Origin of the sequence: Acinetobacter sp. YH12137 (assembly GCF_013418535.1) — a bacterium.
GTDB lineage: Bacteria > Pseudomonadota > Gammaproteobacteria > Pseudomonadales > Moraxellaceae > Acinetobacter.
The window spans coordinates 106,818-129,522 of record NZ_VPBW01000005.1; the positions used below are offsets into that span (position 1 = coordinate 106,818).

Sequence of the window (22,705 nt, forward strand, 5' to 3'; positions counted from 1 at the left end):
ATTCCAAAGAAGGATAACGTCATGGTTTTGTTAAATACCAATGCGCAACATATTTTTTGGTTAGGCCGTTATTTATCTCGTACCCAGTTTTTATGTTCGCATTTTCCATTTTTAGATGATGAAGCCGCTGTGGCTTATGCACATGCTTTCTGTTTGCCTGCGTTTGATGCCAGTTCATTAAATGAGCTGGTTCTGGATAGTACCCAACCGACTTCATTTACCCAACAGTTTCAGGTGGCAAAAGACAATATTCAGGAATTACGCGGTGTATTGTCTGGCAAAGCCTATTCCGAACTACTGAAACTGATTAAAACTGCGGATCAGAATGCCGGTTATATCTGCGATGTCGTGACAGATTGTGCCGAAATTCTAGAAGCAGAATCATCAGATGTATTTCTATTTTTCAGTCTGGGCCAATGTTTGGAACAGCTAGATCAGCAGTTACGTCTCGGTGAGGATACTACCCGTACCTTATGTAAAATCGATTATATTGTGGATACACTCTGTGAGATTGGTTGGGGCAGTGTAAAACAATACTGGACACAGTTACGTGCCGCACCTGATCTGAAGCAGTTTTACCAGTTTAGTGATCATATTCATCGCTTGTTCGAGGCTGATGTATGAAATTGATGGTGAATCACCAAACGCAATACACGTACACAGCCGAGGTGAGGAACAGTATTCAGTACATCAAAATGATGCCTTCCACCAATGAACATCAGAAGGTGCATTATTGGGATGTCAGTGTACCGGGTCAGAAAGTGATTCGGCATGATGCCTTTAAAAATCTCTGGATGACCAGTACACAGCGTGAATCCTATCATAGCCTGATGATCATGGCACAAGGCATCGTTGAGCTAAATCTCGCGCATGAGCAGGGCTTAAATGATTCCTTAAATCCATATCTATTTTTACAGCCGACTGAAGCAACAAAATGCAATGCAGAGATGAAGGATTTTGCAGATCGTCATGTTCCAGCATTAACTCGTAAACATTTAATCGGCTTGGCTCAAGCCGTACTCGAACACGTTCCTTATATATCAAATAGTACTACGGTACAGGGGTCTGCTATTGATGCTTTTGAAGCACGTCAGGGCGTCTGTCAGGATCACAGTCATATTTTTATCGCCATGTGTAAACATTTAGGTTTACCATCACGTTATATATCAGGTTATCTTTATGCACAGAATGCCTCACATCTGGCGAGTCATGCTTGGGCTGAGGTATTTATTGAACAGGCATGGTACTGTTTTGATGTGAGTAACCTGTTATTTACGCCTAGTGCGCATGTCTATGTTGCGGTGGGGCGCGACTATTGGGATGTTGCACCAGTACGTGGTGTAAGAGAAGAAGGCGGTGTGGAATCCATGTATTCCATCGTCCAGGTACTAGGATGTTAATTCATTAATAAGGACAAAAAATGACGTATTGTTGTGCCCTTCGTTTAGAGCAAGGTATGCTATTTATCAGTGATACACGTACCAATGCTGGTGTGGATCACATTTCGGTATTTCGAAAATTATATACCTTTGGGGTAGATGGGGAGCGCGTTATCGTACTCCAGGCTTCCGGAAACCTGGCAACAACACAGGCGGTAATCGGACATATCAGAAATCAGCTGGAACTCAGGCAGGAACCGAATATCCTGAGTTTACCGACCATGTTTGATGTTGCGGAACTGGTGGGTAATACACTCAAAAAAGTGATTGCCAATGTCACGGATGATAGTTTAGAACAAAGTACTTACTATTGTAATTTCCTGGTCGGCGGCCAGATTAAAAATCAGGAAATGCAGCTCTATCATATCTACCCGCAAGGCAATTTTATTTGCGCGACACGAGATACGCCATATTTCCAGATTGGTGAAAGCAAATACGGTAAGCCGATTCTGGATCGTGCCTTGACCTATGATATGCCACTCGATGAAGCATTACGTTGTTCTTTGATTTCTTTTGCTTCTACCTTACGTTCAAATGTATCTGTCGGTATGCCACTGGATGTACTTGTCTATAAAAAAGACAGCTTAATGATGCCGAAAGGTAAACGTATTGCTGAAGACGATGAATATTTTACGGATATCAGTCGGCAATGGTCAGAAACTTTAAAGAAAGGCCTGGCTGAATTACCCACCCCATCGAATGATTATTTCTTATAATATTTATAGAAATAAAAATAAGTTTTTCTTATAAGAATTAGTAAAAATTGACTGCTTAGTGTACAGTGCTAACTTCTATACGATATTGCATAGATAAGAATAGAGGTTAGCCGCATGTACCAATTTTGTTACGCCAGTGAAAGTACCTCGTCCAAAGCCGACTTACTTCAAGATTTAACGGATATCCTTAAAGAAGCACATGATTTTAATCATTCTAATCAAATAACAGGGGTGCTTTATTTTGCTGATGGACATTTTTTCCAGTGCCTGGAAGGGGAATGTCTGGTTTTAAAAGCTTTACTGACAGAGAGACTGTCTAAAGATCCACGCCATAAAAATATTAAACTATTTGAAACCAAAGAGATTGAGCAGCGTACTTTTGGCGACTGGTCAATGAAATATATTTCTAAACGTAGTTCTATTCAACAATTCTGCCAAGAAATGGGATTTGAGGTTTTTACGCCTAATGATTTTAACCAGGAACAAGTAGATGCTTTATTATTTGAACTGTCATTAATCGAAAATGAAGAGCAAAAATCAGCTTGAATGCTGACAATATAAAAAAGCCCAACATGAGTTGGGCTTTTTTATTTTTAAATAGTTTTTCTTTAAACTAGTTTGCGTACCGGGCGGGCAGACATACGGCAAAGCAATTCATAACCAATGGTGCCATTGGCTTCAGCCACATCATCGACCAGACGGGATTTGCCCCATAGTTCGACTTCAGTACCCAATTCCAGATTGAGACCAGTTGCATCAATGGCAATCATGTCCATTGCCACACGGCCAATCACACGGGTTTGCTGACCATTAATCGCTACATGGTTCTGTTTTGGGAAAGCACGTGGATAACCGTCACCATAACCGATAGAAACAATGGCCAAGGTCATGTCTTTGTCAGCAGTAAAAGTTGAACCATAACCGACATGTTCACCAGGTTTGATATTATTCAATGCAATCACTTCAGCGGTAAAAGTCATGACTGGTTTTAGATCTAGATCATGTACAGTCTTGTCTGCAAATGGAGTCGCGCCGTAGAGCATGATGCCCGGACGAACAAAGTCAAAATGCAATTCTGGATATTTATAGATCGCAGCTGAGTTACAGCAAGAACCCATTAAAGGTGCGCAGTCATTCTTCACTTCCAAGAACTGCTGGATTTGCTGTTCATTGAGAGGATGTTCCGCATCAGCATTGGCAAAGTGCATCGCCAGCACGCAGGTAAAACCTTCTGCTTTTAATTGATTGATCACATCTTTAATCACATCAATTTTAAAACCAAGACGGTTCATACCGCTGTTGAGTTTTACCCAAACTTTTAGGCCTTTCGCAATATAGGCTTCTTTATTTGCCAGTAACCAGTCCAGTTGTGGCTGATGATGCACAATGACTTCAATATTCTGATCGATCACAACCTGCATTTCATCTGCAGAGAAAATGCCTTCGATTAGGGTAATGGGTTGCTGGTAGCCGAGTTCACGAATTTCCAGGGCTTCTTCCAGACAGGCGACACCAAAGGCATCACTATCTTTTAAGGCTGCTAAGCAGTCTTTAATTCCATGTCCGTAAGCATTGGCTTTGACCATGCTGACGATTTTAGCGGTTGGGGCAAGTTGTTTGACACGGTTTAAATTATATTGCAGTGCTTCACTGTCAATATAAACTGTAGCTTGGCGCACCCTAGATACTCCTGCGGGATGACAAAAATAATATCGTGTGGAACACACAAAACAGGGAGAGAAATAACAGGATTGTGAAAACAAAAGCGGTCATTTCAAAATTGTGAATATTGTAGACCTATCTACTATAAATGGACATGCTCATTTATATAATTTCATGCACAGCAAGCATTCTAAATAAAAAAGAGACCATTTCGGCCTCTTTTCTACACTCAGATCAAACTTGAATACTTACTCTTCATCATCATACTGGGCATAGAACTCAGGAGAGAGGTTACTGAAACGGGTATATTGACCTTCAAATGCCAGACGTACGGTACCAATTGGACCATTACGCTGTTTACCGATAATAATCTCGGCAGTGCCGGCTTCTTTCGATTCCTTGTTATAAACCTCGTCACGGTAAATAAACATGATCAAGTCGGCATCCTGTTCGATCGCACCAGATTCACGAAGGTCAGACATCACCGGGCGTTTGTTGGGACGGTTTTCTAGAGAACGGTTCAACTGTGATAAGGCAATGACTGGACATTGCATCTCTTTGGCCAAGGCTTTTAAGCTTCGAGAAATTTCCGAGATCTCGCCTACACGGTTATCACCCATACCCGGTACTTTCATCAATTGAAGATAATCGACCATGATACAACCGAGCTTACCGCCATGCATTTTGGCAATACGACGCGCACGCGCACGAACCTCAGTCGGTGGTAGTGCAGAGGAATCATCGATATAAAGATGCTTTTCCTGTAAATGCACAATGGTACTAGTCACTTTTGACCATTCATCGCTGTCCATTTTACCAGCACGTAAGTGACCTTGATGTACACGGCCGAAAGAGGAAATCAAACGCATCGCAATCGAATCCGCTGGCATTTCCATCGAATAGACCAGCGCAGGAAGGTTGTTGTTAAACAGCACACTTTCGACCAGGTTCATGGCAAAGGTGGTTTTACCCATAGAGGGACGGGCTGCGACAATAATTAAATCGCCGGCCTGCATACCGGAAGTTTTGTTGTCTAGTTCCACGAAACCGGTGGTCAGACCGGTAATTGAACCTTCTAATTGGGACAGTTCATTCAACTTGTCGAACACGTCAGCTACAACGGTATTAATCGCTTTTGGACCTTGAGCCTTGGCATTGTTATTATGTTGTTCGGCAATCGAGAAAATATTAGTTTCAGCCAGATCCAGAATTTCACTCACCGGACGGCCTTTAGTGTCATAGGCATTCTGTAAAATTTCAGAGCTGACCTTGATCATGCTACGTAAAGTAGAGAACTCTTTAATTTTTCCGGCATAGGTTTCCAGGTTATAGAAACTCGAAGGCGAATCAGCCATCAGCTGCATTAAATATTCTTCACCACCGACCGCATCGAGTAAGTTCTGCTTGATCAGCCAGTCATGAACCAGTACTGCATCATAAGGCGAGTTTTCTTTAGAAAGCTGTTCAATGGCACGGAAGATATATTTATGCCGGGTCGCATAAAAATCATTTTCGGTAAGTACATCGCCGACTTGTTCAAAAGATTCAGCCACAGTCATAAGGGCAGCAAGTACAGCCTGTTCAATCGCTAAATTGTGCGGGGGAGTACGGAACTCCTTAAGTTGGGTATCAGCAACAATTTCTGGTTTAGCGGTAGGTGCCTTTTTGCTGGCATTCGCCTGTGACATATAAATCCCTGATTTTAAATACAATGGTTAAATATTGTCGGAGATGAATAAGGTTTATTCACTACGAGATGAAATGATACGCGGTCTGAACCAAAATGCGAAGTGCAATTTTTTGTGAACGCGAAGAATAAATTGAATTTTCTACTGTTGAGCAGATTATATTTTTTAGAGATAAAAAAAGAGCATGCCAAAGCATGCCCTTTTTTCGGTGAGAAATTACTCAGCTACGATAGTAACCAGAACTTCTGCAGCAACATCATGGTGCAATTGGATTGCGATGTTGAATTCACCAGTGTTGCGAAGTGCGCCATTTGGAAGACGAACTTCAGCACGGTCAACTGTAAGACCAGCATTTGTCAACGCGTCAGCGATGTCACGAGTACCGATTGAACCGAACAGTTTACCTTCATCACCAGCTTTCGCAGTGATTACGATGTTTACTTCGTTCAATTGGTCAGCACGTGCTTGAGCAGCAGCTAATACTTCAGCTTCTTGTTTCTCAAGTTCAGCACGACGAGCTTCAAAAGCAGCAGTGTTAGCTTCAGTAGCTGCAACTGCTTTACCTTGAGGGATCAAGTAGTTACGGCCGTAACCAGCTTTAACTGAAACTTTATCACCAAGTTTACCAAGGTTTTTAATGCGTTGTAATAAGATAATATCCACAGCTCAACCTCACTTATGATTGTCAGTGTAAGGGATCAAAGACAAGTAGCGAGCTTGTTTGATAGCAAGTGCTAGCTGACGTTGGTAACGAGCTTTAGTACCTGTAATACGGCTAGGAACAATCTTGCCGTTTTCAGTGATGTACTGTTTTAAAGTGTCGATATCTTTGTAGTCGATGTACGTAACGTTCTCAGCTGTAAAGCGGCAGAACTTGCGACGACGGTAAAAACGTGCCATGTTAGGTTCTCCTTATGCTTCAGCAGAGTCTTGAGCTTGTTGTGCTTCTTCACGTTGAGCTTTACGCGCACGTTTTTCTTCAGCACTCTTAGCCAATAGTGACTCTTCAGTGATAGCGTTTTCACGACGGATGATAAGGCTACGAATGATTGCATCGTTATAACGGAACAATTCTTCTAGCTCATCAAGAGTAGTTTGACCACACTCAACATTCATCAGAATGTAGTGAGCTTTGTGGATCTTGTTGATTGGGTAAGCCAATTGACGACGGCCCCAGTCTTCAAGACGGTGGATTTGACCTTCAGCTTCTTTGATGTGAGTCAGGTAACGTTCTACCATACCCACAACTTGATCGCTTTGGTCTGGATGTACCAATAGTACGATTTCGTAGTGACGCATTGTCAGCTCCTTACGGTTTAAACAGCCCCAATTTAAGTGAAATTGAAGCAAGGAGTCACAACCTTGGTTGTGTCGCATAATATGCGAAGCGTGAAGTTTAGTGGTTTTGGGGCTGAAATACAAGCAAATCTTGCCAGATGATGAATGTTTAAGTAGGTATGGAAGCAAATAAAAATTTACAAGAGGGAAATTTCTAGAAGAAACACAGTTACTTTAAGTAAGCTTGAAAGGAATTAGGTATTTAGCAGGAGAAATAAAAAAGATAGAGTAAAACTCTATCTTCTTAAAAGAATATGATTGGATTCTGCGGGGCAGTAGAAGTAAAACTGAAAATAATACTGATCACGGTAATTAGTTTGACCGAGAACATGAAATACTGTTTTGCCCATGCCTGATTATCTTCAGCTTTAAAGCCCTGAATACTGAGATAGATCCAGTAAAGCGTCATCAGATTTAATACCACCAGATAGATCCAGTTTGCATAACCATAAACAAATAAAGCATTCATGGTAATTCCGAACAATATCACGTAGATCAAAGATTCGATCTTGGTACGTCGAATTGAACGGGCGACAGGCAGAATTGGAATGCCTGCATTTTTGTAATCTTCAAAACGATAGACTGCAATTCCCCATGAATGGGGCATTTGCCAGAGTGCATACCCTAGAAAAATTAAAAGGGCACCCAGGTCAAACTGGCTTGCAACTGCGGTATAACCGATCACAGGCGGTGCTGCACCAGAAATACTGCCTACCAGTGTTTGGTGAATAGTTGTTCGTTTTGTCCATAAGCTGTAAAAACCAACGTATACGACAAAACCAATAACTGCGAATAGGAAAGCGTATGCATTTACCCAGAACCATAAAAAGCCAAAACCGATCACACCCAGTACAAAAGCAAAGGTGAGAGCAACAGGTACAGAAATAGTTTTTTTGACAAGTGCGCGATTTTGCGTGCGCTGCATTTTTTGGTCGATGTCCTGATCAATAACGTTATTGACCACGCATCCTGATGCCACTACGAGAGTAGTACCAATAAGAGTAAGAAGCAGGAGAAGGAAATCTACAGAACCTTGAGTGGCTACGAAGTAGCCACCCAAAGTGGTAACAAAGTTACCGAAGAGAATTCCTGGCTTAGTCAGGAATAAATACTTTTTCAGCATGACAACCAGTTTAGATCATCATGTTGTAGTGTAGGTAGTTCATGATCCATACAGAACCCACTAAAAGAATAGCGATGGTTAAGATGGTATACACAAATGCAATTACGTTCCAGCGTTGCTCTGAAGAAGAGTTCATGTGCAAGAAGTAAATTAATTGCACAAGAATCTGAGCGACTGCAGTAATTGCAATAGCAGTAATCAAGATACCGCGGCTAAAACCACCTGCCATGACCATACCGAATGGAATTACAGTAAGGACAACAGACAGGATGAAGCCAACAGTATATTGCTTCATGTTACCGTGTGATTCGCCAGCAGCGTTATGATCATGACTCATTATAGAACTCCCATCAAGTAAACTACGCTGAATACACAGATCCATACGATGTCAAGGAAGTGCCAGAACAAGCTTAGGCACGCAAGACGACGAGTGTTAGGCAGAGTCAAACCATATTTCTTGATTTGAATCATTAACACGATCATCCATACCAAACCTGAAGTCACGTGGATACCGTGCGTACCTACCAGCGTAAAGAACGAAGACAGGAACGCAGAAGTGCTAGGGCCATGACCAGCATGAACTAAATGATTGAACTCATAAAGTTCCATACCGATGAAGGCAGCACCAAATAACCAAGTGATCGCTAACCAGGTAAGAACCTGACTAACGTTTTTCTTGTAGGCAGCTAGAACGGCAAAACCAAAAGTTACGGAAGAGATCAAAAGGGCAAACGTTTCAGTTAAAACGAAGCCTAATGAATCACCAAACAGATCACGCGCGCTTGGAGTGCCTAATGGAACGTGGCTACTTAAAACAGCGAATGCAATGAAGAGTGTACCGAAAAGGATAAGGTCACTCATCAAGTAAGTCCAGAAACCAAAGACAGTGATGTCAGTATCATCGTGATGATGATGCTCATCGTGTCCGTGGTTATCGTGATGAAGTACTTCAGCCATGGTCTTAGTCCTTCTTCAAGTGTTTTTCAAGGATCGCATAACGTTCACCTTCAATACGCTCAACTTCAGCAGCAGGAACATAGTAATCCACTTTCTTGGTGAAAGAAGACACGATGAAGCTGATGATAGCTGCTACGAAAGTAACCGCTACTAACCACCAGATGTGCCAGATTAACGCGAAGCCCATAACAGTAATGAACATTGCGATAATGAAACCAGCAGCACGGTTAGTCGGCATATGGATATCTTCGTACTTCGTAGGTTTTGCATAAGCAACACCGTTTTCTTTCTCGACCCAGAAAGTATCAATACCATTGATCTTTGGAAGATGAGCAAAGTTATAGAACGGAGCAGGAGAAGATGTAGACCATTCAAGTGTACGACCATCCCATGGATCGCCAGTCAAATCTAGACGTTGATCGCGTTGTAGGAAACCAACAACGATTTGCATGATGAAACATACAATACCAAGTGCTACAAGAACTGCACCGAACATTGCGATGTTTACATACGGATCCCAGTCTGGGTTATCAAATGTATTCAGACGACGAGTCATACCCATGAAACCAAGGATATAAAGTGGCATGAATGCAAAGTAGAAACCGAAGAACCAGAACCAGAATGCTGCTTTACCCCAAGTCTCATTCAGTCTCCAACCAAACATTTTCGGCCAGTAGAAGATGATACCCGCGAACATCGCGAATACTACACCACCAATAATTACGTTATGGAAGTGAGCGATCAGGAATAAAGAGTTATGTACCAGGAAGTCCGCTGGTGGAACTGCCATCAATACACCTGTTAAACCACCGATACCAAAAGTCACAAGGAAGCCAAGTGTCCATAGCATTGGGGTAGTGTAAACGATACGACCCTTGTACATGGTGAACAACCAAGAGAAGATTTTCACACCAGTAGGAATCGCAATAATCATGGTCATGATACCGAAGAACGCGTTAACGTTGGCACCTGCACCCATGGTAAAGAAGTGGTGAACCCATACAACGAATGACAATACTGTAATTGCAACTGTTGCATACACCATTGATTTATAACCGAACAATGCTTTACGAGCGAAAGTCGATACAACTTCAGAGTAAATACCAAATGCTGGCAATACCAGAATGTATACTTCTGGGTGACCCCAAGTCCAAATCAAGTTCACATAAAGCATTGGGCTACCGCCTAGCTCGTTTGTGAAGAAGTGGAAGCCGAAGTAACGGTCAAGAGACAGCATTGCAATAGTAGCAGTCAACACTGGGAATGCTGCGATAATCAATACTGCTGTACATAAAGATGTCCAGGTAAAGATTGGCATTTCCATCAGTTTCATGCCAGGCGCACGCATTTTGATGATGGTAACGAAGAAGTTAACACCCGTTAATAGCGTACCCAGACCTGAAATCTGCAGTGCCCAGATGTAGTAATCCACACCGACGCCAGGAGAGTATTCAATGCCTGATAGTGGAGGATAAGCCATCCAACCAGTCGCAGCGAATTCACCAATCGCAAGTGAAGCCATCATCAGACCCGCAGCACCAGCGAACAGCCAGAAGCTTAAAGAGTTCAATAATGGGAATGCAACGTCACGTGCACCGATTTGAAGCGGTACAGAGATGTTCATTAAGCCAACAACAAGACCCATTGCCACGAAGAAGATCATGATCACACCGTGTGCGGTGAAGATCTGGTCATAGTGTTCTGGGTGCAAGTAGCCTTCGCCGCCACCTTTTGCAAGGAACTGCTGAAGACGCATCATAATCGCATCGGCGAAACCACGTACCAGCATGATCACTGATACAAAGATATACATGATACCAATTTTTTTATGGTCTACAGATGTGAACCATTCGTTCCACAGGTAGCCCCATTTTTTGAAGTAGGTAATACCTGCAACAACTGCGATACCACCTAAGATCATCATTGCAACAGTTACCAGTACGATTGGATCGTACGGAATTGCATCTGGACCTAACTTACCTAAGAAGCTCATGAATTATTCTCCTTGAGAAGCAGTCGCATGTTCAACATCTACATGTGCTTCAGAAGCAGCTGCTTCCTGGTGAGCAACAGAAGACGCTGAGTGATCAGCACCGTGATAGTTACTCATGTAGTTATTGATCACAGATTCAAACAAACCTTGCTCAACAGAAGAGTAGTAAGTCACTGGATGTGGCTTAGTTGGGTAAGGCTTCATTGCTTCAGCAGCAGCCTTCTCTTCAGGAGTCGTAGCTTTTGCAATAATCGCTTCGATTTGGTGTTTACCACGGTTACCGTCACGCAAGCTTGCAAATTCAGCTTGGTCTAAAACAGTTTTTTGAACTGCTTCTGGATTTACTGAAGTACCGTTACCTGCTTTAACTGCAGCTACCCATTCAGCAAACTGAGCATCAGTCACAGCATGTGCACGGAAGCGCATTTGTGAGAAGCCATAGCCTGAATAGTTAGAAGAGAAACCGCGGTAGCCTTCAGCTGGGCTAGTTTCGTCTGCCATTAAGTTCAGGTGAGTTTGCATACCCGCCATTGCATAGATCTGACCACTTAACGCAGGGATGAAGAATGAGTTCATCGTGAAGTTAGAAGTCAAACGAAGACTTACCGGAGTTTTCTCTGGGAAGCGAATTTCGTTTACAGTCGCAATGTTTTGTTCTGGGTAGATGAAGATCCATTTGAACTGTTCAGCAATAACCTGAACTGTTAATGGTGCTTTATCTGCCTCAAGTGGGCGGTATGGGTCGTACTTGTGGGAACCCCACCAAGTTAACCAAGCTAAAATACCAATAATAATGACAGGGATACCCCAAACTACAATTTCAATCGCAGTAGAGTGTGCCCATGTAGGTTTATAGTCTGCGTCTTTATTCGATGCGCGATATTTCCAACCGAACCATAATGCCATGATAATTGATGGAATTACCACCAATAGCATTAAGTAAATCGCAGTCATCATCAGGCTACTTTGGCCTTCAGCAACTGGACCCTTAGAGTTCAGAAGTACTAGATCACCACCACACCCTGTTAAAAGTGCAGCCATCGTTGATAAAGACAATACAGCTAAAATCGTTTGTCTCATTTTACAACCTCGGTGAAGAGTCCCATTCCCTAATTTAATATGGGATAGCGATTAAAGTGTCGCATGATAAAAGAGGCCGTTTTTTTACAAAACACCCTTCTAATCATAATACACCGCTACGTTGTAGGGCATTATGCCTGATATTGCCAAACTAAGCTATATATAAAGGTGCTTTAAATGACTGTAATAAAAACCGATTTTGTCGGTCGAGTTTCAAGAATATTTATAGGAATTTTATTGTAATTTCAAAGTTATGTAGGAAAATGGGATGCCAAAACATCCCGTTTTATGGCATAACTAATTATTGTTTAACGACTTGAGTTTTTGCCAGTTTATCGTGCACGGTTTGACGTTTTTGCCCTAAACCGAACGCCCAGTCAATGATTGTGCTGAGTGGCATGAAGATAATATTCAGGAAAATAAAGAACACACTGCGAATAGTGAAGGCACGCATCAAGCTGGTTTTTTCACCAGTCTCAGCATCTACGATCTTAATTTTAGTCAGTTTTTTACCGATACTTTGACCCGATTTGGCAATCAGAAAAGCCTGAATAGCGAGCATGATCACCAGGTAAATTGCAGTCGCAATCCATGCCTGCTGTGAAAACATGTCAAACATCTGAGTCTGTAGCTGCTGTGCCAAAGCAGGGTCAGCATCACTACTTAACATCACATTCATAAATTCCTGGTTCAGTTGTGCGAATTGGGTTTCCTGTTCAGGAGTAAAAAATGCGGTCAAAATAAACGTCGCAGGCAGCCATAAAAGCAGATCCACAATCTTGGCTAAAATACGGCTTGGAATACTCGCCAGTTCTTTTTTTGCTGCAACATTTTGAGAGCTGCGGGCACGAAGATGGTCTGTACTTAACTCATTTGCGTTCTGTGGAGCCTGATAGGCAGGTGTCGCTGGCATTTCTGGTGCTACATAGCCTTCAGGCTGATAGATCAGTTTCCCTTGGGTGAGTTCACCTAAAGCTTTCCATTCGGTCATACCTTGATGCCAAGCCAAATCAGTCAGAAGTACCTGTTGGTTGGCAAGCATCTGATTTAATTGCTCGAGCGTATATGGGCCAGCTTGTTGATTATTTCGTGCCAAGTAAATCTGCATATAAACTGAATCTCAAAAATATAAATTTAGACAAAAATTGAACTAGGAGTTTAAGTATTTTCAGGCTGAAAACAAATAAAAGAATATAAGTGTAATATATGGATAAGTTTAGGATTTTCAAGAATGTTCATCACCAAATTCCTCCATAATTGAGACAGTGTAGCAAGGATTGATAATTTTGCTATCAAGATGTGAAAATTCACTTAAATTTAATTATGCAATTTTTTATCATGATGTTTGTTGGTGTTTGTTTGTCATTGCACTAAGAAGCTTATGCTTATATAAATAATTTGATTTCTGTTAAATCAAAAAACATATAATTAATCACTTAACTATAAATATAATTAAGATAATAGACCTCTTGCGTTAGTCAAAATTTAATCAGTGATAAACGTTGATTTTTAAATAAATATCAAAGTCTAAAATAGTCAAAAATAATACTTTCGCAAGAGGTCTAATATCTAGGTAATATTGAGAACATAAAAAAAGACCCTATGAAAGGGTCTTTTTTTAAAGAGTTAATTAAGCTTTTTGAGCTTTCTCTTCAGATAGGAAGAACCAGGTATCCAATACTGAGTCTGGGTTAAGAGATACAGATTCAATACCTTGTTCCATCAGCCATTGTGCAAGATCTGGGTGGTCAGAAGGACCTTGGCCACAGATACCTACATATTTACCGGCTTTACGGCAAGCATGGATGGCCATAGAAAGAAGCGCTTTTACTGCTGGATCACGTTCATCAAATAGGTGAGAAACGATACCAGAGTCACGGTCAAGACCAAGCGTTAACTGAGTCAAGTCATTTGAACCGATAGAGAAACCATCGAAGTGTTCAAGGAACTGTTCAGCTAACAAAGCGTTAGTTGGCAATTCACACATCATGATCACTTTAAGACCATTTTCACCACGTTTCAGACCGTTTTGACCTAATAGCTCAATAACACGTTTAGCTTCAGCAACAGTACGTACGAACGGGATCATGATTTGAACGTTAGTCAGACCCATTTCGTCACGAACTTTTTTCAGTGCACGGCATTCAAGTTCGAAGCAGTCACGGAAGTTGTCAGATACATAACGACTTGCACCACGGAAGCCCAACATTGGGTTTTCTTCTTCAGGTTCGTACAGTTTACCGCCGATCAGGTTAGCGTATTCGTTTGACTTGAAGTCAGACATACGTACGATCACTGGTTTGTCAGCGAACGCAGCAGCAAGAGTAGAGATACCTTCAACCAGTTTTTCTACATAGAATTCGATTGGAGATGCATAACCTGCAGTACGAGCAAGTACAGCAGCACGAGTTTCACGTGGCAGACTATCGATGTTCAATAATGCTTTAGGATGCACACCGATCATACGGTTGATGATGAACTCTAGCCGAGCAAGACCAATACCTTCGTTCGGAATTTGCGCGAAGTCAAATGCACGATCCGGGTTACCTACGTTCATCATGATTTTGAACGGAAGTTTTGGCATAGATTCGATAGAGTTGGTTTGGATTTCGAAATCAAGCGCACCTTCGTAGATGAAACCAGTATCACCTTCAGCACAAGATACAGTCACTTCCTGACCGTCAACCAGGACTTCGGTTGCATTACCACAACCTACGATAGCTGGAACCCCAAGTTCACGTGCGATGATCGCAGCGTGACAAGTACGACCACCACGGTTAGTTACAATCGCAGCAGCACGTTTCATTACTGGTTCCCAATCCGGGTCAGTCATATCAGATACAAGTACATCACCGTCTTGTACTTTGTCCATTTCTTTAATTGAAGTTACGATGCGGACTTTACCAGAACCGATACGTTGACCAATTGAACGGCCTTCACAGATTACAGTACCACGTTGTTTTAACAGGTAGCGTTCCATCGTGCCGACATTTTCACGGCTCTTCACAGTTTCAGGACGCGCCTGAACGATGTAGATTTTGCCGTCATCACCGTCTTTCGCCCACTCGATGTCCATTGGAGAACCGTAGTGGTTTTCAATGATCAGTGCTTGCTTAGCCAATTCTTGCAGTTCATGATCGTTCAATGCAAATTGTTGACGATCCGCTTTTTCTACATCAACTACAACAACTGATTTACCCGCAGCGGCTTCTTCACCATAAATCATTTTCTGGTGTTTAGAACCTAAGTTACGGCGCAGTACAGCGTGTTTGCCTGCATTTAGAAGCGGTTTTGAAATATAGAATTCATCCGGGTTTACTGCACCCTGAACTACCATTTCACCCAAGCCATAAGAAGCTGTAATGAATACTGCATCACGGAAGCCTGATTCAGTATCTAGAGTGAACATTACACCAGCAGCACCAGTTTCTGAGCGAACCATACGTTGTACGCCTGCAGAAAGAGCAACCACGTCATGCGCAAAGTTTTGGTGTACACGGTAAGAGATCGCGCGGTCATTGTACAAAGATGCAAACACTTCTTTGATCGCGATCAGAACGTTATCGATACCACGAATGTTCAGGAAGGTTTCTTGCTGACCTGCGAAAGAAGCATCAGGTAAGTCTTCTGCAGTCGCAGATGAACGAACGGCAACCGCGATGTCAGGGTTGCCGTTTGAAAGTTCTGCAAAAGCTGCACGAATTTCCTTTTCCAGTTCAGCAGTAAGTGGAGTTTCCACAATCCATTGACGAATCTTTGCACCAGTTTCAGCAAGTGCATTGACGTCATCAACGTTAAGTGCAGCAAGCTCTGCATTGATTTTAGCGTTTAGGCCACTTTGCTCGAGAAATTCACGATAAGCAGCAGCTGTTGTTGCGAAGCCACCTGGTACTGATACACCAGCATTAGATAAGTGGCTGATCATTTCGCCCAGAGATGAGTTTTTCCCACCTACAAGCTCAACATCGTGCTTCCCTAATTTTTCTAGACCAATTACGCGCGCTTCCAAAGTTGTTACTCCACTTTTGCAGTATTAATCACTATCTTGGCATGAGAGTATAGCAAATCTTCTAGGTTTTTGATTTTACTAAGCGACAGTCATGTAAGATCGGTTTACTATAAAGATTATATAGTACTAAGACAAATGTTTGAGGAGAATTTTAATGTCAGAAGGTAAACAAATTCAGCGGAGTGTGTTTTTTATTTCCGATGGTACTGCCATTACTGCTGAAACCCTTGGCCACTCACTGTTAGCGCAGTTTCCGCATGTGGATTTTGACATTCATATTATCCCTTATATTAGCTCTGAAGAAGCGGCCATGAATGTGGTCACAGAGATCAATGAACGTGCCCAAAAAGACGGTCAAAAACCTTTGGTTTTCGATACGTTGGTGGATCCCTATGTGCGTGAAATTATTAATACTGCAAATGCAGTAAATCTTGATGTTTTTGAAGGGCTTATCAGTAAATTATCAGAAGAGCTTGGTACTGAACCTACGACTTTAGTCGGTCAGACCCATGCGGTGACCGATTCTGAGTCTTATAAGGCACGTATTGATGCCGTACATTTTGCGCTCGACAATGATGATGGTGCGCGTACGCGTCACTATGATAAGGCTGATCTGATCCTGATTGGCGTATCGCGTTCCGGTAAGACTCCAACCTCAATTTATTTGTCTCTGCAATTTGGAATTCGTGTAGCGAACTATCCGCTAACTGAAGAAGATCTGGACGATAACCGCCTGCCAGCAGTGCTAAGACCGCATAAAAACAAGCTTTTTGGCTTGATGATTGATGCAGAACGTCTGGTTGCAATTCGTACAGAACGTAAGGCCAACAGCCGTTATGCCAGCTTTAGCCAGTGTCAGATGGAACTGCGTGCAATTGAAGGCATCTATATTTCGGAAGGGATAAAGTACCTGAATGTTTCGGAAATGTCGATTGAAGAAATCTCAACGCGTGTCTTACAGATGACAGGACTAAAACGTCGAATTGGCTAAAAAGAATTCAGAGCCAGACTTCAGTTTGGCTCTGATTTATAGATAAAAATTAATAAAAATACTGCTTTCATAGAAATAAAATATGAATATTATAAGTTGTTGAAATATTCAATATTTTAATAAAAAATGCAGTGATTGTTTTTTAAACTTTTTTGCTATTCAATGAAATCAAAAATTCAATTTTGCAGAGCTAAATTTTTCCAAATACACTCCGAATTTTTAATCTTATGTGCTAAAAACAGATTAACTTGCTGATTGAAAAGTATGCACAATTAGCTCAACCTGATGTTCATCTCCATTAATACAATGAATACTATTTTCGGAAATTTTTGCAATAGGCCAGGTAATCAGCTGGCAATTTTCACGTTGCAGAGCAGCATAATAGTGATCTGATTTAAGATAAACTTTGGATGCGGCTGCAAGATTTGGCATGAGCTGGCGTCTGAGCCATAAATTTTGTACCTGATTTTCTAGATAACGTAATGATAAAATGCTTTTAATGCGGTTATTAAATAGGCGTCGATTTTTAATGATTAAGGGGTGATTTAATAACCGCTGCAAACCACGTTCAGTACCTGGCAATACAAATTGCGGATTAATCTGAAAAACTTTTACTGAGTGAGCTTGCTGGCTAATCTTGTTGAGCTGGCTTACGGTAAATTGATCCGTACCGATAATCGCAATATCTTTTCCGGCACAGTCAAGTTCAGCGAGCTGGGAAGAGGGCATTTTAATGCCAGTAAAATGCTGGAAATTTTCGGGACGATTCTCAAATATACCCGCGTATGCATCCTGCTTGGTGGACATTGTTTTTCCTTGAAATTATTTAATAATTGGTCTTATTTGCTTTGTTATAGATATTAACAAAAGCCCTAGAGCGGTAAAGTTCAAAATTTAACTTAGACAGTCATTCTTTTTTCTATTGTATTTTTAATGAGACATAGATGTATTAAAGCGCAGGAGATCCATCTTAGACATGGATTTATCTATTTGGAGACTTAAAATTTTCAAACAAAGTTTTAAAAAATATACCCATTCCTAAGAGTGGGTATATAGATCAGAATAAATTAGGCAAAGCAAGACAGCATTATTGCCCGTTTTTGATCTGCATCAGCAATTCAAAATTATGCAGACGTTTCTCTGTGTCATAGATGTCACAGGTGAAGATAAACTCATCTACATCATATTTTGCTATGAGTGCTTCCAAACCGGCTTTAACAGTTTCTTTGGAACCCACTTGCGCCATGGCAAAGAAATTGTCGACAGACATTTTTTCAGGTGGTGACCAGAGTCCTTCCATAGAATCAATCGGCGCTTTCAATTTCAGGCTTTGACCGCGAATCAGGGCAAGGACACGCTGGTAAGCACTTGTTGCCAGATATTCAGCTTCTTCATCTGTATCTGCGACACAAGTCGGTACGCCCATAGAAACATAAGGACGATCCAGATATTCAGACGGTTCGAAATTGTCCCGATACAATTGAATCGCTTGACCAAGCATACGCGGAGCAAAGTGAGATGCAAAAGAATAGGGTAGACCAAGTTTTGCTGCCAGTTGTGCGCTAAACAGGCTCGAACCTAATAACCACACAGGTACGTGTGTGCTTTGGCCTGGAGTTGCCACAATGCGTTGGCCTGGAATCGGATCTTTAAAGTATTGCAGAATTTCTAAAACATCCTGCGGGAACTGATCTTCAGTTTCCTGACGGCCACGACGTAAAGCACGCATGGTCATTTGATCGGTACCAGGAGCACGGCCTAGACCCAGCTCAATACGATCTGGATATAAAGTCGCTAATGTACCGAACTGTTCTGCTACTACCAAGGGTGCATGGTTTGGCAACATAATGCCGCCAGAGCCAAGTTTGATGCTATTGGTATTTGCCAGTAAATAGCCTAAGAGAACGGCAGTCGCTGAGCTGGCAATACCATCCATATTATGATGCTCGGCCAGCCACATCCGGCTATAACCTAGACGTTCTGCGGTCTGGGCCAATTCCAACGCATGTTGCAGGGAGAATTGAATGGTCTTATCGTCACGAACTGGAACCAGTTCGAGAATAGAGAACTGGGTATCGGTAAGCGTACGCATAATATTACTCTTGAATAAACATGACTAAGAGCATACGACTTTGCATTGTATTTGTATATCGAAAAAAATCGATATATATGTAAACCAAAATAACAGGCAAAAAAATAAGCATCCGAAGATGCTTATTCAAGGAGGAAAAGTGATTAGAGGAAATCTTAGCGACGGTGGTTATAACGGTAGTTGCTAGTACGATAGTTTTTTGAACTATAGCGACGGTCATAACGGTCATCATAACGACGGTCTTCGCTGACTTTTTTACCAAGGGCAGAACCACCAGCAGAACCTAATGCAGCACCAATTAAGCCGCCATTAGAACCCGCCATGTTTTTACCTACGGCATAACCGGCACCACCACCTAAAGCACCGCCGATAATCGCACCATTACGGTCACGTTTATTCGCTGCTACTGCGGCACCAGCACCACCGCCAATCGCAGAACCGATTGTTGCACCAGTTGTACCACCCATTTTATTGCCCACTGCGGCACCAACGACACCACCCAAAGCAGAAGCTAAAGCCGTATTCGTTGTATTTCCGGCATTGGCGGCTGTCATACCCATGGCTGAGGTTGCTACGACAGCGATCATTAGAGATTTGTAATTCATGAGTACACCTTTTATATATCTAGCTGTATTTGTTGATGAGATAAATTTAATCTAGCAACCGTCAAATAGCATGGAGGCAGTGTTGGCGAATTGTGATTTTTATCTCCTTAATTTATTCATGATCTTGTTCGAATAAGTTGATGTATTACATGAATTTGAATACGTTGAACGCATAATAAAAAAAGCACCCAAACAGGTGCTTTTAATGTTAAATGTAGCGTCGAATTTAAAGAGCCTAAGGGCAAGAAATTAACGGTGACGTTTTTTCCAGTGTTTAGCACGATTCGCTTTGGCACGATCGGCTGCTTTATCTTTAGAAATTTTATTACCTAATGCTGCACCACCCGCAGCACCGAGTGCTGAACCGATGTAACCGCCATTAGAACCGCCCATGTTTTTACCTACGGTATAACCAGCACCACCACCTAAAGCACCACCAATTGCAGATGAGGTACGGTTTTTCTTGTTACTTGCAACAGCAGCACCACCTGCACCACCTAATGCAGCACCAATTGTTGCGCCAGTGTTGCCCCCCATGTTTTTGCCCAGTGCAGTACCAGCAACGCTACCTAAAGCACTTGCTGCTGCCACACGTGCAGTACTGTCTGCATGCGCACTCACTGTCATCATTGAGCCTGCAGCCATTGCAGCACTCAGTAAAATTGCATTGAGTTTCATGTTGTAACTCCGTGTCCCTGATAGGACTTTCATATGTTAGTGTGTTTCGACGCAGAAAATGTAACAAATCATGCCCAAAAGAATGTGAAGATCTACCTCCATATTTAATGTGTTTATTTGCCAATTTGTAAAATGAGAAATAAATAAGGATCGAATTGAGCAGAAAAAATCCAAAACTGAAGATTTTATTTATATTTGTTAACAAATGGCGGTGACATCGCTGCATCTAAACACTGACTTACTGAATAATGATGTTCATTGACCCAGAGAATCGTTAAACTAGGCGCAATTTTTTGATTTCGCTGTGCTAAATCACTGTTTAGTTTAGTCACAGCCTTATGTTTGAGATTTTTTAGAAAATGAAAGAATCGTTACGTTTACGATTAGACCAACTCTCTGACCGTCATGAAGAACTGACTGCGTTATTGGCAGATGTTGAAGTGATTTCGGACAACAAGCGTTTTCGCCAGTTATCACGTGAGCATAATGATTTAACCGAGATTACCAACGTTTGGACCAAGTACAAACAGGCTGAAGAAGATATTGAAACTGCGCAAGCCATGCTGTCTGATCCTGACTTTAAGGAAATGGCGCAGGAAGAGATTAAGGAAAATAAAGCCCTGATCGAACAGCTTGAGGCTGATTTGAATATCCTGATGATTCCAAAAGATCCGAATGATGCCAACTCTGCTTATTTGGAAATTCGTGCCGGAACAGGTGGTGACGAAGCTGCGATTTTCTCGGGTGATTTATTCCGTATGTATAGCAAATATGCGGAATCTCAAGGTTGGCGTATTGAAATCCTGTCTGAAAATGAAGGTGAGCATGGTGGCTATAAAGAAGTCATCTGCCTGGTGAATGGTGAAGGGGTATATGGTCGCCTGAAATTTGAAAGTGGAGCACACCGTGTACAACGTGTGCCTGCGACAGAATCGCAAGGTCGTGTACATACTTCAGCATGTACTGTAGCAATTCTTCCAGAAGTGGATGTAGATACTTCAGTCGACATTAACCCGGCTGACCTACGTATCGACACTTACCGCGCATCAGGTGCTGGTGGTCAGCACATTAACAAAACTGACTCTGCGGTGCGTATTACGCACATTCCAACCGGTACTGTGGTGGAATGTCAGGATGAACGTTCACAGCATAAAAACAAAGCCAAAGCGATGGCTTTATTGGTTTCACGTCTGGAAAATGCCAAACGTGCCGCAGCAGATGCAGCGACTTCTGAAATGCGCCGTGACCTGGTCGGTTCGGGTGACCGTTCAGAACGTATTCGCACCTATAACTATCCACAAGGTCGTATGACCGATCACCGTATTAACCTGACTTTATATAAGCTGGATGCCGTGATGGAAGGTGATCTGACTGAGCTATTAGACAGTCTGCATCGTGAATATCAGGCCGATCAGTTGGCCATGCTTGCACAGCAGAATGGTGGCTAATGAACATTCAAGAAGCACTGGCTTTACGTGGTGAACCTGAAAGTTATGAACGTCAGGAAAATGCCTGGCTGTTGGAACACATTACCAAGATTGATGCTTTTGATCTGGTAATGAAAAAAGACCAGCAGTTAACGCCTGAACAGGAACAGGCCTATGTCGAAAGCCTGGCGAGGATTGCTGCAGGTGAGCCATTGGCCTATGTCACAGGTTCACAACCGTTCTGGACTTTGGATCTAAAAGTCACTAAAGATACGCTAGTACCACGCCCGGATACCGAAGTGCTGGTCGAAACAGTCCTGAAATTAGACCTGCCGGAAGATGCACGAATTGTTGACTTGGGAACTGGTACCGGTGCTATTGCCTTGTCACTGGCGTCTGAGCGCCCTAACTGGTCTGTTACCGCTTCGGATATTTATGAACCCACACTGGAAGTTGCGAAATATAATGCGGAACAGCATGATTTAGATCAGGTGCAGTTTGTGCTTGGTTCCTGGCTAAAACCATTTGGTCGGCAGTTCTTTGATGCGATTGTATCTAATCCACCGTATATTGATGCAGACGATGAGCATATGCCTGATCTGGCGACTGAGCCGGAACGTGCGCTGGTTTCAGACAAAAATGGTCTGGCTGATATTGAGATGATTATTCAGCAAGCTAAAAAGCATCTAACCGTAAATGGCTGGGTTGTGCTTGAGCACGGCTATGATCAGGGCGATGCGGTCCGCCATCTGTTTACTCAAGCTGGCTATAAACAGGTCCGTACAGTGAAAGATTATGGCGGAAATGACCGGGTAACTTTAGGTCAGTGGCCACATTAATTTTTAAAGCTTGATTTAATAAAAAAGCGACCTGGATAGGTCGCTTTTTTAATTCTTTTATTCAATAA

At 42.2% G+C, this 22,705-nt stretch carries 23 protein-coding genes; 7 read left to right on the forward strand and 16 right to left on the reverse strand.

Features of this window, described 5'->3' with window-relative positions:
• The first annotated feature begins 21 nt into the window (after positions 1-21).
• The 4 genes from FTU72_RS04560 (at position 22) to FTU72_RS04575 (ending at position 2,701) form a co-directional block, all read left to right on the forward strand.
• Positions 22-624 (forward strand): alpha-E domain-containing protein, encoded by a 603-nt coding sequence (locus FTU72_RS04560; RefSeq protein WP_004783892.1) that lies wholly within the window; start codon positions 22-24, stop codon positions 622-624.
• Positions 621-1,400 carry a transglutaminase family protein gene (locus FTU72_RS04565; protein ID WP_179992462.1) on the forward strand — a complete coding sequence of 260 codons (780 nt, stop codon included), beginning with the start codon at positions 621-623 and terminating at the stop codon, positions 1,398-1,400. The genes FTU72_RS04560 and FTU72_RS04565 overlap by 4 nt, the downstream gene beginning before the upstream one ends.
• A 20-nt stretch (positions 1,401-1,420) precedes the next feature.
• Positions 1,421-2,155: a proteasome-type protease gene (locus tag FTU72_RS04570; protein ID WP_004783888.1), complete on the forward strand. Its 735-nt coding sequence runs from the start codon at positions 1,421-1,423 to the stop codon at positions 2,153-2,155.
• 114 nt (positions 2,156-2,269) lie between these two features.
• On the forward strand, positions 2,270-2,701 hold the full coding sequence (locus tag FTU72_RS04575; RefSeq protein ID WP_179992463.1) for a BLUF domain-containing protein: 432 nt from the start codon (positions 2,270-2,272) through the stop codon (positions 2,699-2,701).
• Positions 2,702-2,763: 62 nt separating this feature from the next.
• Here FTU72_RS04575 and alr read toward each other — a convergent pair whose 3' ends face one another.
• From alr to ppsA, 12 genes are all read right to left on the reverse strand, one after another.
• Positions 2,764-3,834 (reverse strand): alanine racemase, encoded by a 1,071-nt coding sequence (gene alr, locus FTU72_RS04580; RefSeq protein ID WP_179992464.1) that lies wholly within the window; start codon positions 3,832-3,834, stop codon positions 2,764-2,766.
• Between the two features lie 231 nt (positions 3,835-4,065).
• Positions 4,066-5,505 carry a replicative DNA helicase gene (gene dnaB / locus FTU72_RS04585; RefSeq protein WP_004783882.1) on the reverse strand — a complete coding sequence of 480 codons (1,440 nt, stop codon included), beginning with the start codon at positions 5,503-5,505 and terminating at the stop codon, positions 4,066-4,068.
• Positions 5,506-5,721: 216 nt separating this feature from the next.
• Positions 5,722-6,168 carry a 50S ribosomal protein L9 gene (gene rplI, locus FTU72_RS04590; RefSeq protein WP_004783880.1) on the reverse strand — a complete coding sequence of 149 codons (447 nt, stop codon included), beginning with the start codon at positions 6,166-6,168 and terminating at the stop codon, positions 5,722-5,724.
• 9 nt (positions 6,169-6,177) lie between these two features.
• Positions 6,178-6,405 carry a 30S ribosomal protein S18 gene (gene rpsR, locus FTU72_RS04595; protein WP_004278792.1) on the reverse strand — a complete coding sequence of 76 codons (228 nt, stop codon included), beginning with the start codon at positions 6,403-6,405 and terminating at the stop codon, positions 6,178-6,180.
• 12 nt (positions 6,406-6,417) lie between these two features.
• On the reverse strand, positions 6,418-6,804 hold the full coding sequence (rpsF, locus tag FTU72_RS04600) for a 30S ribosomal protein S6 (RefSeq protein WP_004696436.1): 387 nt from the start codon (positions 6,802-6,804) through the stop codon (positions 6,418-6,420).
• A gap of 283 nt (positions 6,805-7,087) precedes the next feature.
• Positions 7,088-7,966: a heme o synthase gene (gene cyoE, locus FTU72_RS04605; RefSeq protein WP_180052488.1), complete on the reverse strand. Its 879-nt coding sequence runs from the start codon at positions 7,964-7,966 to the stop codon at positions 7,088-7,090.
• 10 nt (positions 7,967-7,976) lie between these two features.
• Positions 7,977-8,306: a cytochrome o ubiquinol oxidase subunit IV gene (locus FTU72_RS04610; protein WP_171064814.1), complete on the reverse strand. Its 330-nt coding sequence runs from the start codon at positions 8,304-8,306 to the stop codon at positions 7,977-7,979.
• Positions 8,303-8,923 (reverse strand): cytochrome o ubiquinol oxidase subunit III, encoded by a 621-nt coding sequence (cyoC, locus tag FTU72_RS04615; protein WP_166134969.1) that lies wholly within the window; start codon positions 8,921-8,923, stop codon positions 8,303-8,305. The genes FTU72_RS04610 and cyoC overlap by 4 nt, the downstream gene beginning before the upstream one ends.
• Positions 8,924-8,927: 4 nt before the next feature.
• The gene (gene cyoB / locus FTU72_RS04620) at positions 8,928-10,916 is read right to left on the reverse strand and encodes a cytochrome o ubiquinol oxidase subunit I (protein WP_179992466.1); all 1,989 of its coding nucleotides are present in this window, start codon (positions 10,914-10,916) and stop codon (positions 8,928-8,930) included.
• 3 nt (positions 10,917-10,919) lie between these two features.
• Positions 10,920-11,996 carry a ubiquinol oxidase subunit II gene (gene cyoA / locus FTU72_RS04625; RefSeq protein WP_005236020.1) on the reverse strand — a complete coding sequence of 359 codons (1,077 nt, stop codon included), beginning with the start codon at positions 11,994-11,996 and terminating at the stop codon, positions 10,920-10,922.
• 301 nt (positions 11,997-12,297) lie between these two features.
• Positions 12,298-13,104 (reverse strand): RDD family protein, encoded by an 807-nt coding sequence (locus FTU72_RS04630; protein WP_179992467.1) that lies wholly within the window; start codon positions 13,102-13,104, stop codon positions 12,298-12,300.
• 522 nt (positions 13,105-13,626) lie between these two features.
• On the reverse strand, positions 13,627-16,005 hold the full coding sequence (ppsA, locus tag FTU72_RS04635; RefSeq protein ID WP_004783865.1) for a phosphoenolpyruvate synthase: 2,379 nt from the start codon (positions 16,003-16,005) through the stop codon (positions 13,627-13,629).
• A gap of 154 nt (positions 16,006-16,159) precedes the next feature.
• On the opposite strand from ppsA, the gene FTU72_RS04640 reads away from it, so the two are divergent.
• Complete coding sequence (locus tag FTU72_RS04640; protein ID WP_166134959.1) at positions 16,160-16,996, forward strand: pyruvate, water dikinase regulatory protein; 837 nt, start codon at positions 16,160-16,162, stop codon at positions 16,994-16,996.
• 243 nt (positions 16,997-17,239) lie between these two features.
• On the opposite strand, the gene FTU72_RS04645 is transcribed toward FTU72_RS04640, so the two are convergent.
• From FTU72_RS04645 to FTU72_RS04660, 4 genes are all read right to left on the reverse strand, one after another.
• Positions 17,240-17,803 carry a flavoprotein gene (locus FTU72_RS04645; protein WP_179992468.1) on the reverse strand — a complete coding sequence of 188 codons (564 nt, stop codon included), beginning with the start codon at positions 17,801-17,803 and terminating at the stop codon, positions 17,240-17,242.
• Between the two features lie 280 nt (positions 17,804-18,083).
• Positions 18,084-19,088 carry an LLM class flavin-dependent oxidoreductase gene (locus tag FTU72_RS04650; RefSeq protein WP_004783860.1) on the reverse strand — a complete coding sequence of 335 codons (1,005 nt, stop codon included), beginning with the start codon at positions 19,086-19,088 and terminating at the stop codon, positions 18,084-18,086.
• Between the two features lie 155 nt (positions 19,089-19,243).
• Complete coding sequence (locus FTU72_RS04655) at positions 19,244-19,693, reverse strand: hypothetical protein (protein WP_004783858.1); 450 nt, start codon at positions 19,691-19,693, stop codon at positions 19,244-19,246.
• 249 nt (positions 19,694-19,942) lie between these two features.
• Positions 19,943-20,371 carry a glycine zipper domain-containing protein gene (locus tag FTU72_RS04660; protein WP_034171622.1) on the reverse strand — a complete coding sequence of 143 codons (429 nt, stop codon included), beginning with the start codon at positions 20,369-20,371 and terminating at the stop codon, positions 19,943-19,945.
• A 359-nt stretch (positions 20,372-20,730) separates the two neighbouring features.
• Here FTU72_RS04660 and prfA point away from each other — a divergent pair, with 359 nt between their 5' ends.
• Both prfA and prmC read left to right on the forward strand, forming a co-directional pair.
• Positions 20,731-21,819, forward strand: coding sequence for a peptide chain release factor 1 (gene prfA, locus FTU72_RS04665; RefSeq protein WP_179993310.1), 1,089 nt, complete (start codon positions 20,731-20,733; stop codon positions 21,817-21,819).
• A complete protein-coding gene (gene prmC, locus FTU72_RS04670; RefSeq protein WP_159123180.1) occupies positions 21,819-22,637 on the forward strand; it encodes a peptide chain release factor N(5)-glutamine methyltransferase in 819 nt (272 codons plus the stop codon). The genes prfA and prmC overlap by 1 nt, the downstream gene beginning before the upstream one ends.
• The last annotated feature ends 68 nt before the right edge of the window (positions 22,638-22,705 follow it).

Bases quoted from the DNA above. Each gene is read 5' to 3' on its own strand.
- prfA (WP_179993310.1), top strand. From the start codon at position 20,731: ATGAAAGAATCGTTACGTTTACGATTAGACCAACTCTCTGACCGTCAT.
- rpsF (WP_004696436.1), bottom strand. From the start codon at position 6,804: ATGCGTCACTACGAAATCGTACTATTGGTACATCCAGACCAAAGCGAT.
- prmC (WP_159123180.1), top strand. From the start codon at position 21,819: ATGAACATTCAAGAAGCACTGGCTTTACGTGGTGAACCTGAAAGTTAT.
- FTU72_RS04570 (WP_004783888.1), top strand. From the start codon at position 1,421: ATGACGTATTGTTGTGCCCTTCGTTTAGAGCAAGGTATGCTATTTATC.
- FTU72_RS04560 (WP_004783892.1), top strand. From the start codon at position 22: ATGGTTTTGTTAAATACCAATGCGCAACATATTTTTTGGTTAGGCCGT.
- FTU72_RS04565 (WP_179992462.1), top strand. From the start codon at position 621: ATGAAATTGATGGTGAATCACCAAACGCAATACACGTACACAGCCGAG.
- FTU72_RS04640 (WP_166134959.1), top strand. From the start codon at position 16,160: ATGTCAGAAGGTAAACAAATTCAGCGGAGTGTGTTTTTTATTTCCGAT.
- FTU72_RS04655 (WP_004783858.1), bottom strand. From the start codon at position 19,693: ATGAATTACAAATCTCTAATGATCGCTGTCGTAGCAACCTCAGCCATG.
- FTU72_RS04630 (WP_179992467.1), bottom strand. From the start codon at position 13,104: ATGCAGATTTACTTGGCACGAAATAATCAACAAGCTGGCCCATATACG.
- cyoC (WP_166134969.1), bottom strand. From the start codon at position 8,923: ATGGCTGAAGTACTTCATCACGATAACCACGGACACGATGAGCATCAT.
- cyoA (WP_005236020.1), bottom strand. From the start codon at position 11,996: ATGAGACAAACGATTTTAGCTGTATTGTCTTTATCAACGATGGCTGCA.
- dnaB (WP_004783882.1), bottom strand. From the start codon at position 5,505: ATGTCACAGGCGAATGCCAGCAAAAAGGCACCTACCGCTAAACCAGAA.
- FTU72_RS04660 (WP_034171622.1), bottom strand. From the start codon at position 20,371: ATGAAACTCAATGCAATTTTACTGAGTGCTGCAATGGCTGCAGGCTCA.
- cyoB (WP_179992466.1), bottom strand. From the start codon at position 10,916: ATGAGCTTCTTAGGTAAGTTAGGTCCAGATGCAATTCCGTACGATCCA.
- FTU72_RS04575 (WP_179992463.1), top strand. From the start codon at position 2,270: ATGTACCAATTTTGTTACGCCAGTGAAAGTACCTCGTCCAAAGCCGAC.
- FTU72_RS04650 (WP_004783860.1), bottom strand. From the start codon at position 19,088: ATGCGTACGCTTACCGATACCCAGTTCTCTATTCTCGAACTGGTTCCA.
- FTU72_RS04645 (WP_179992468.1), bottom strand. From the start codon at position 17,803: ATGTCCACCAAGCAGGATGCATACGCGGGTATATTTGAGAATCGTCCC.
- rpsR (WP_004278792.1), bottom strand. From the start codon at position 6,405: ATGGCACGTTTTTACCGTCGTCGCAAGTTCTGCCGCTTTACAGCTGAG.
- cyoE (WP_180052488.1), bottom strand. From the start codon at position 7,966: ATGCTGAAAAAGTATTTATTCCTGACTAAGCCAGGAATTCTCTTCGGT.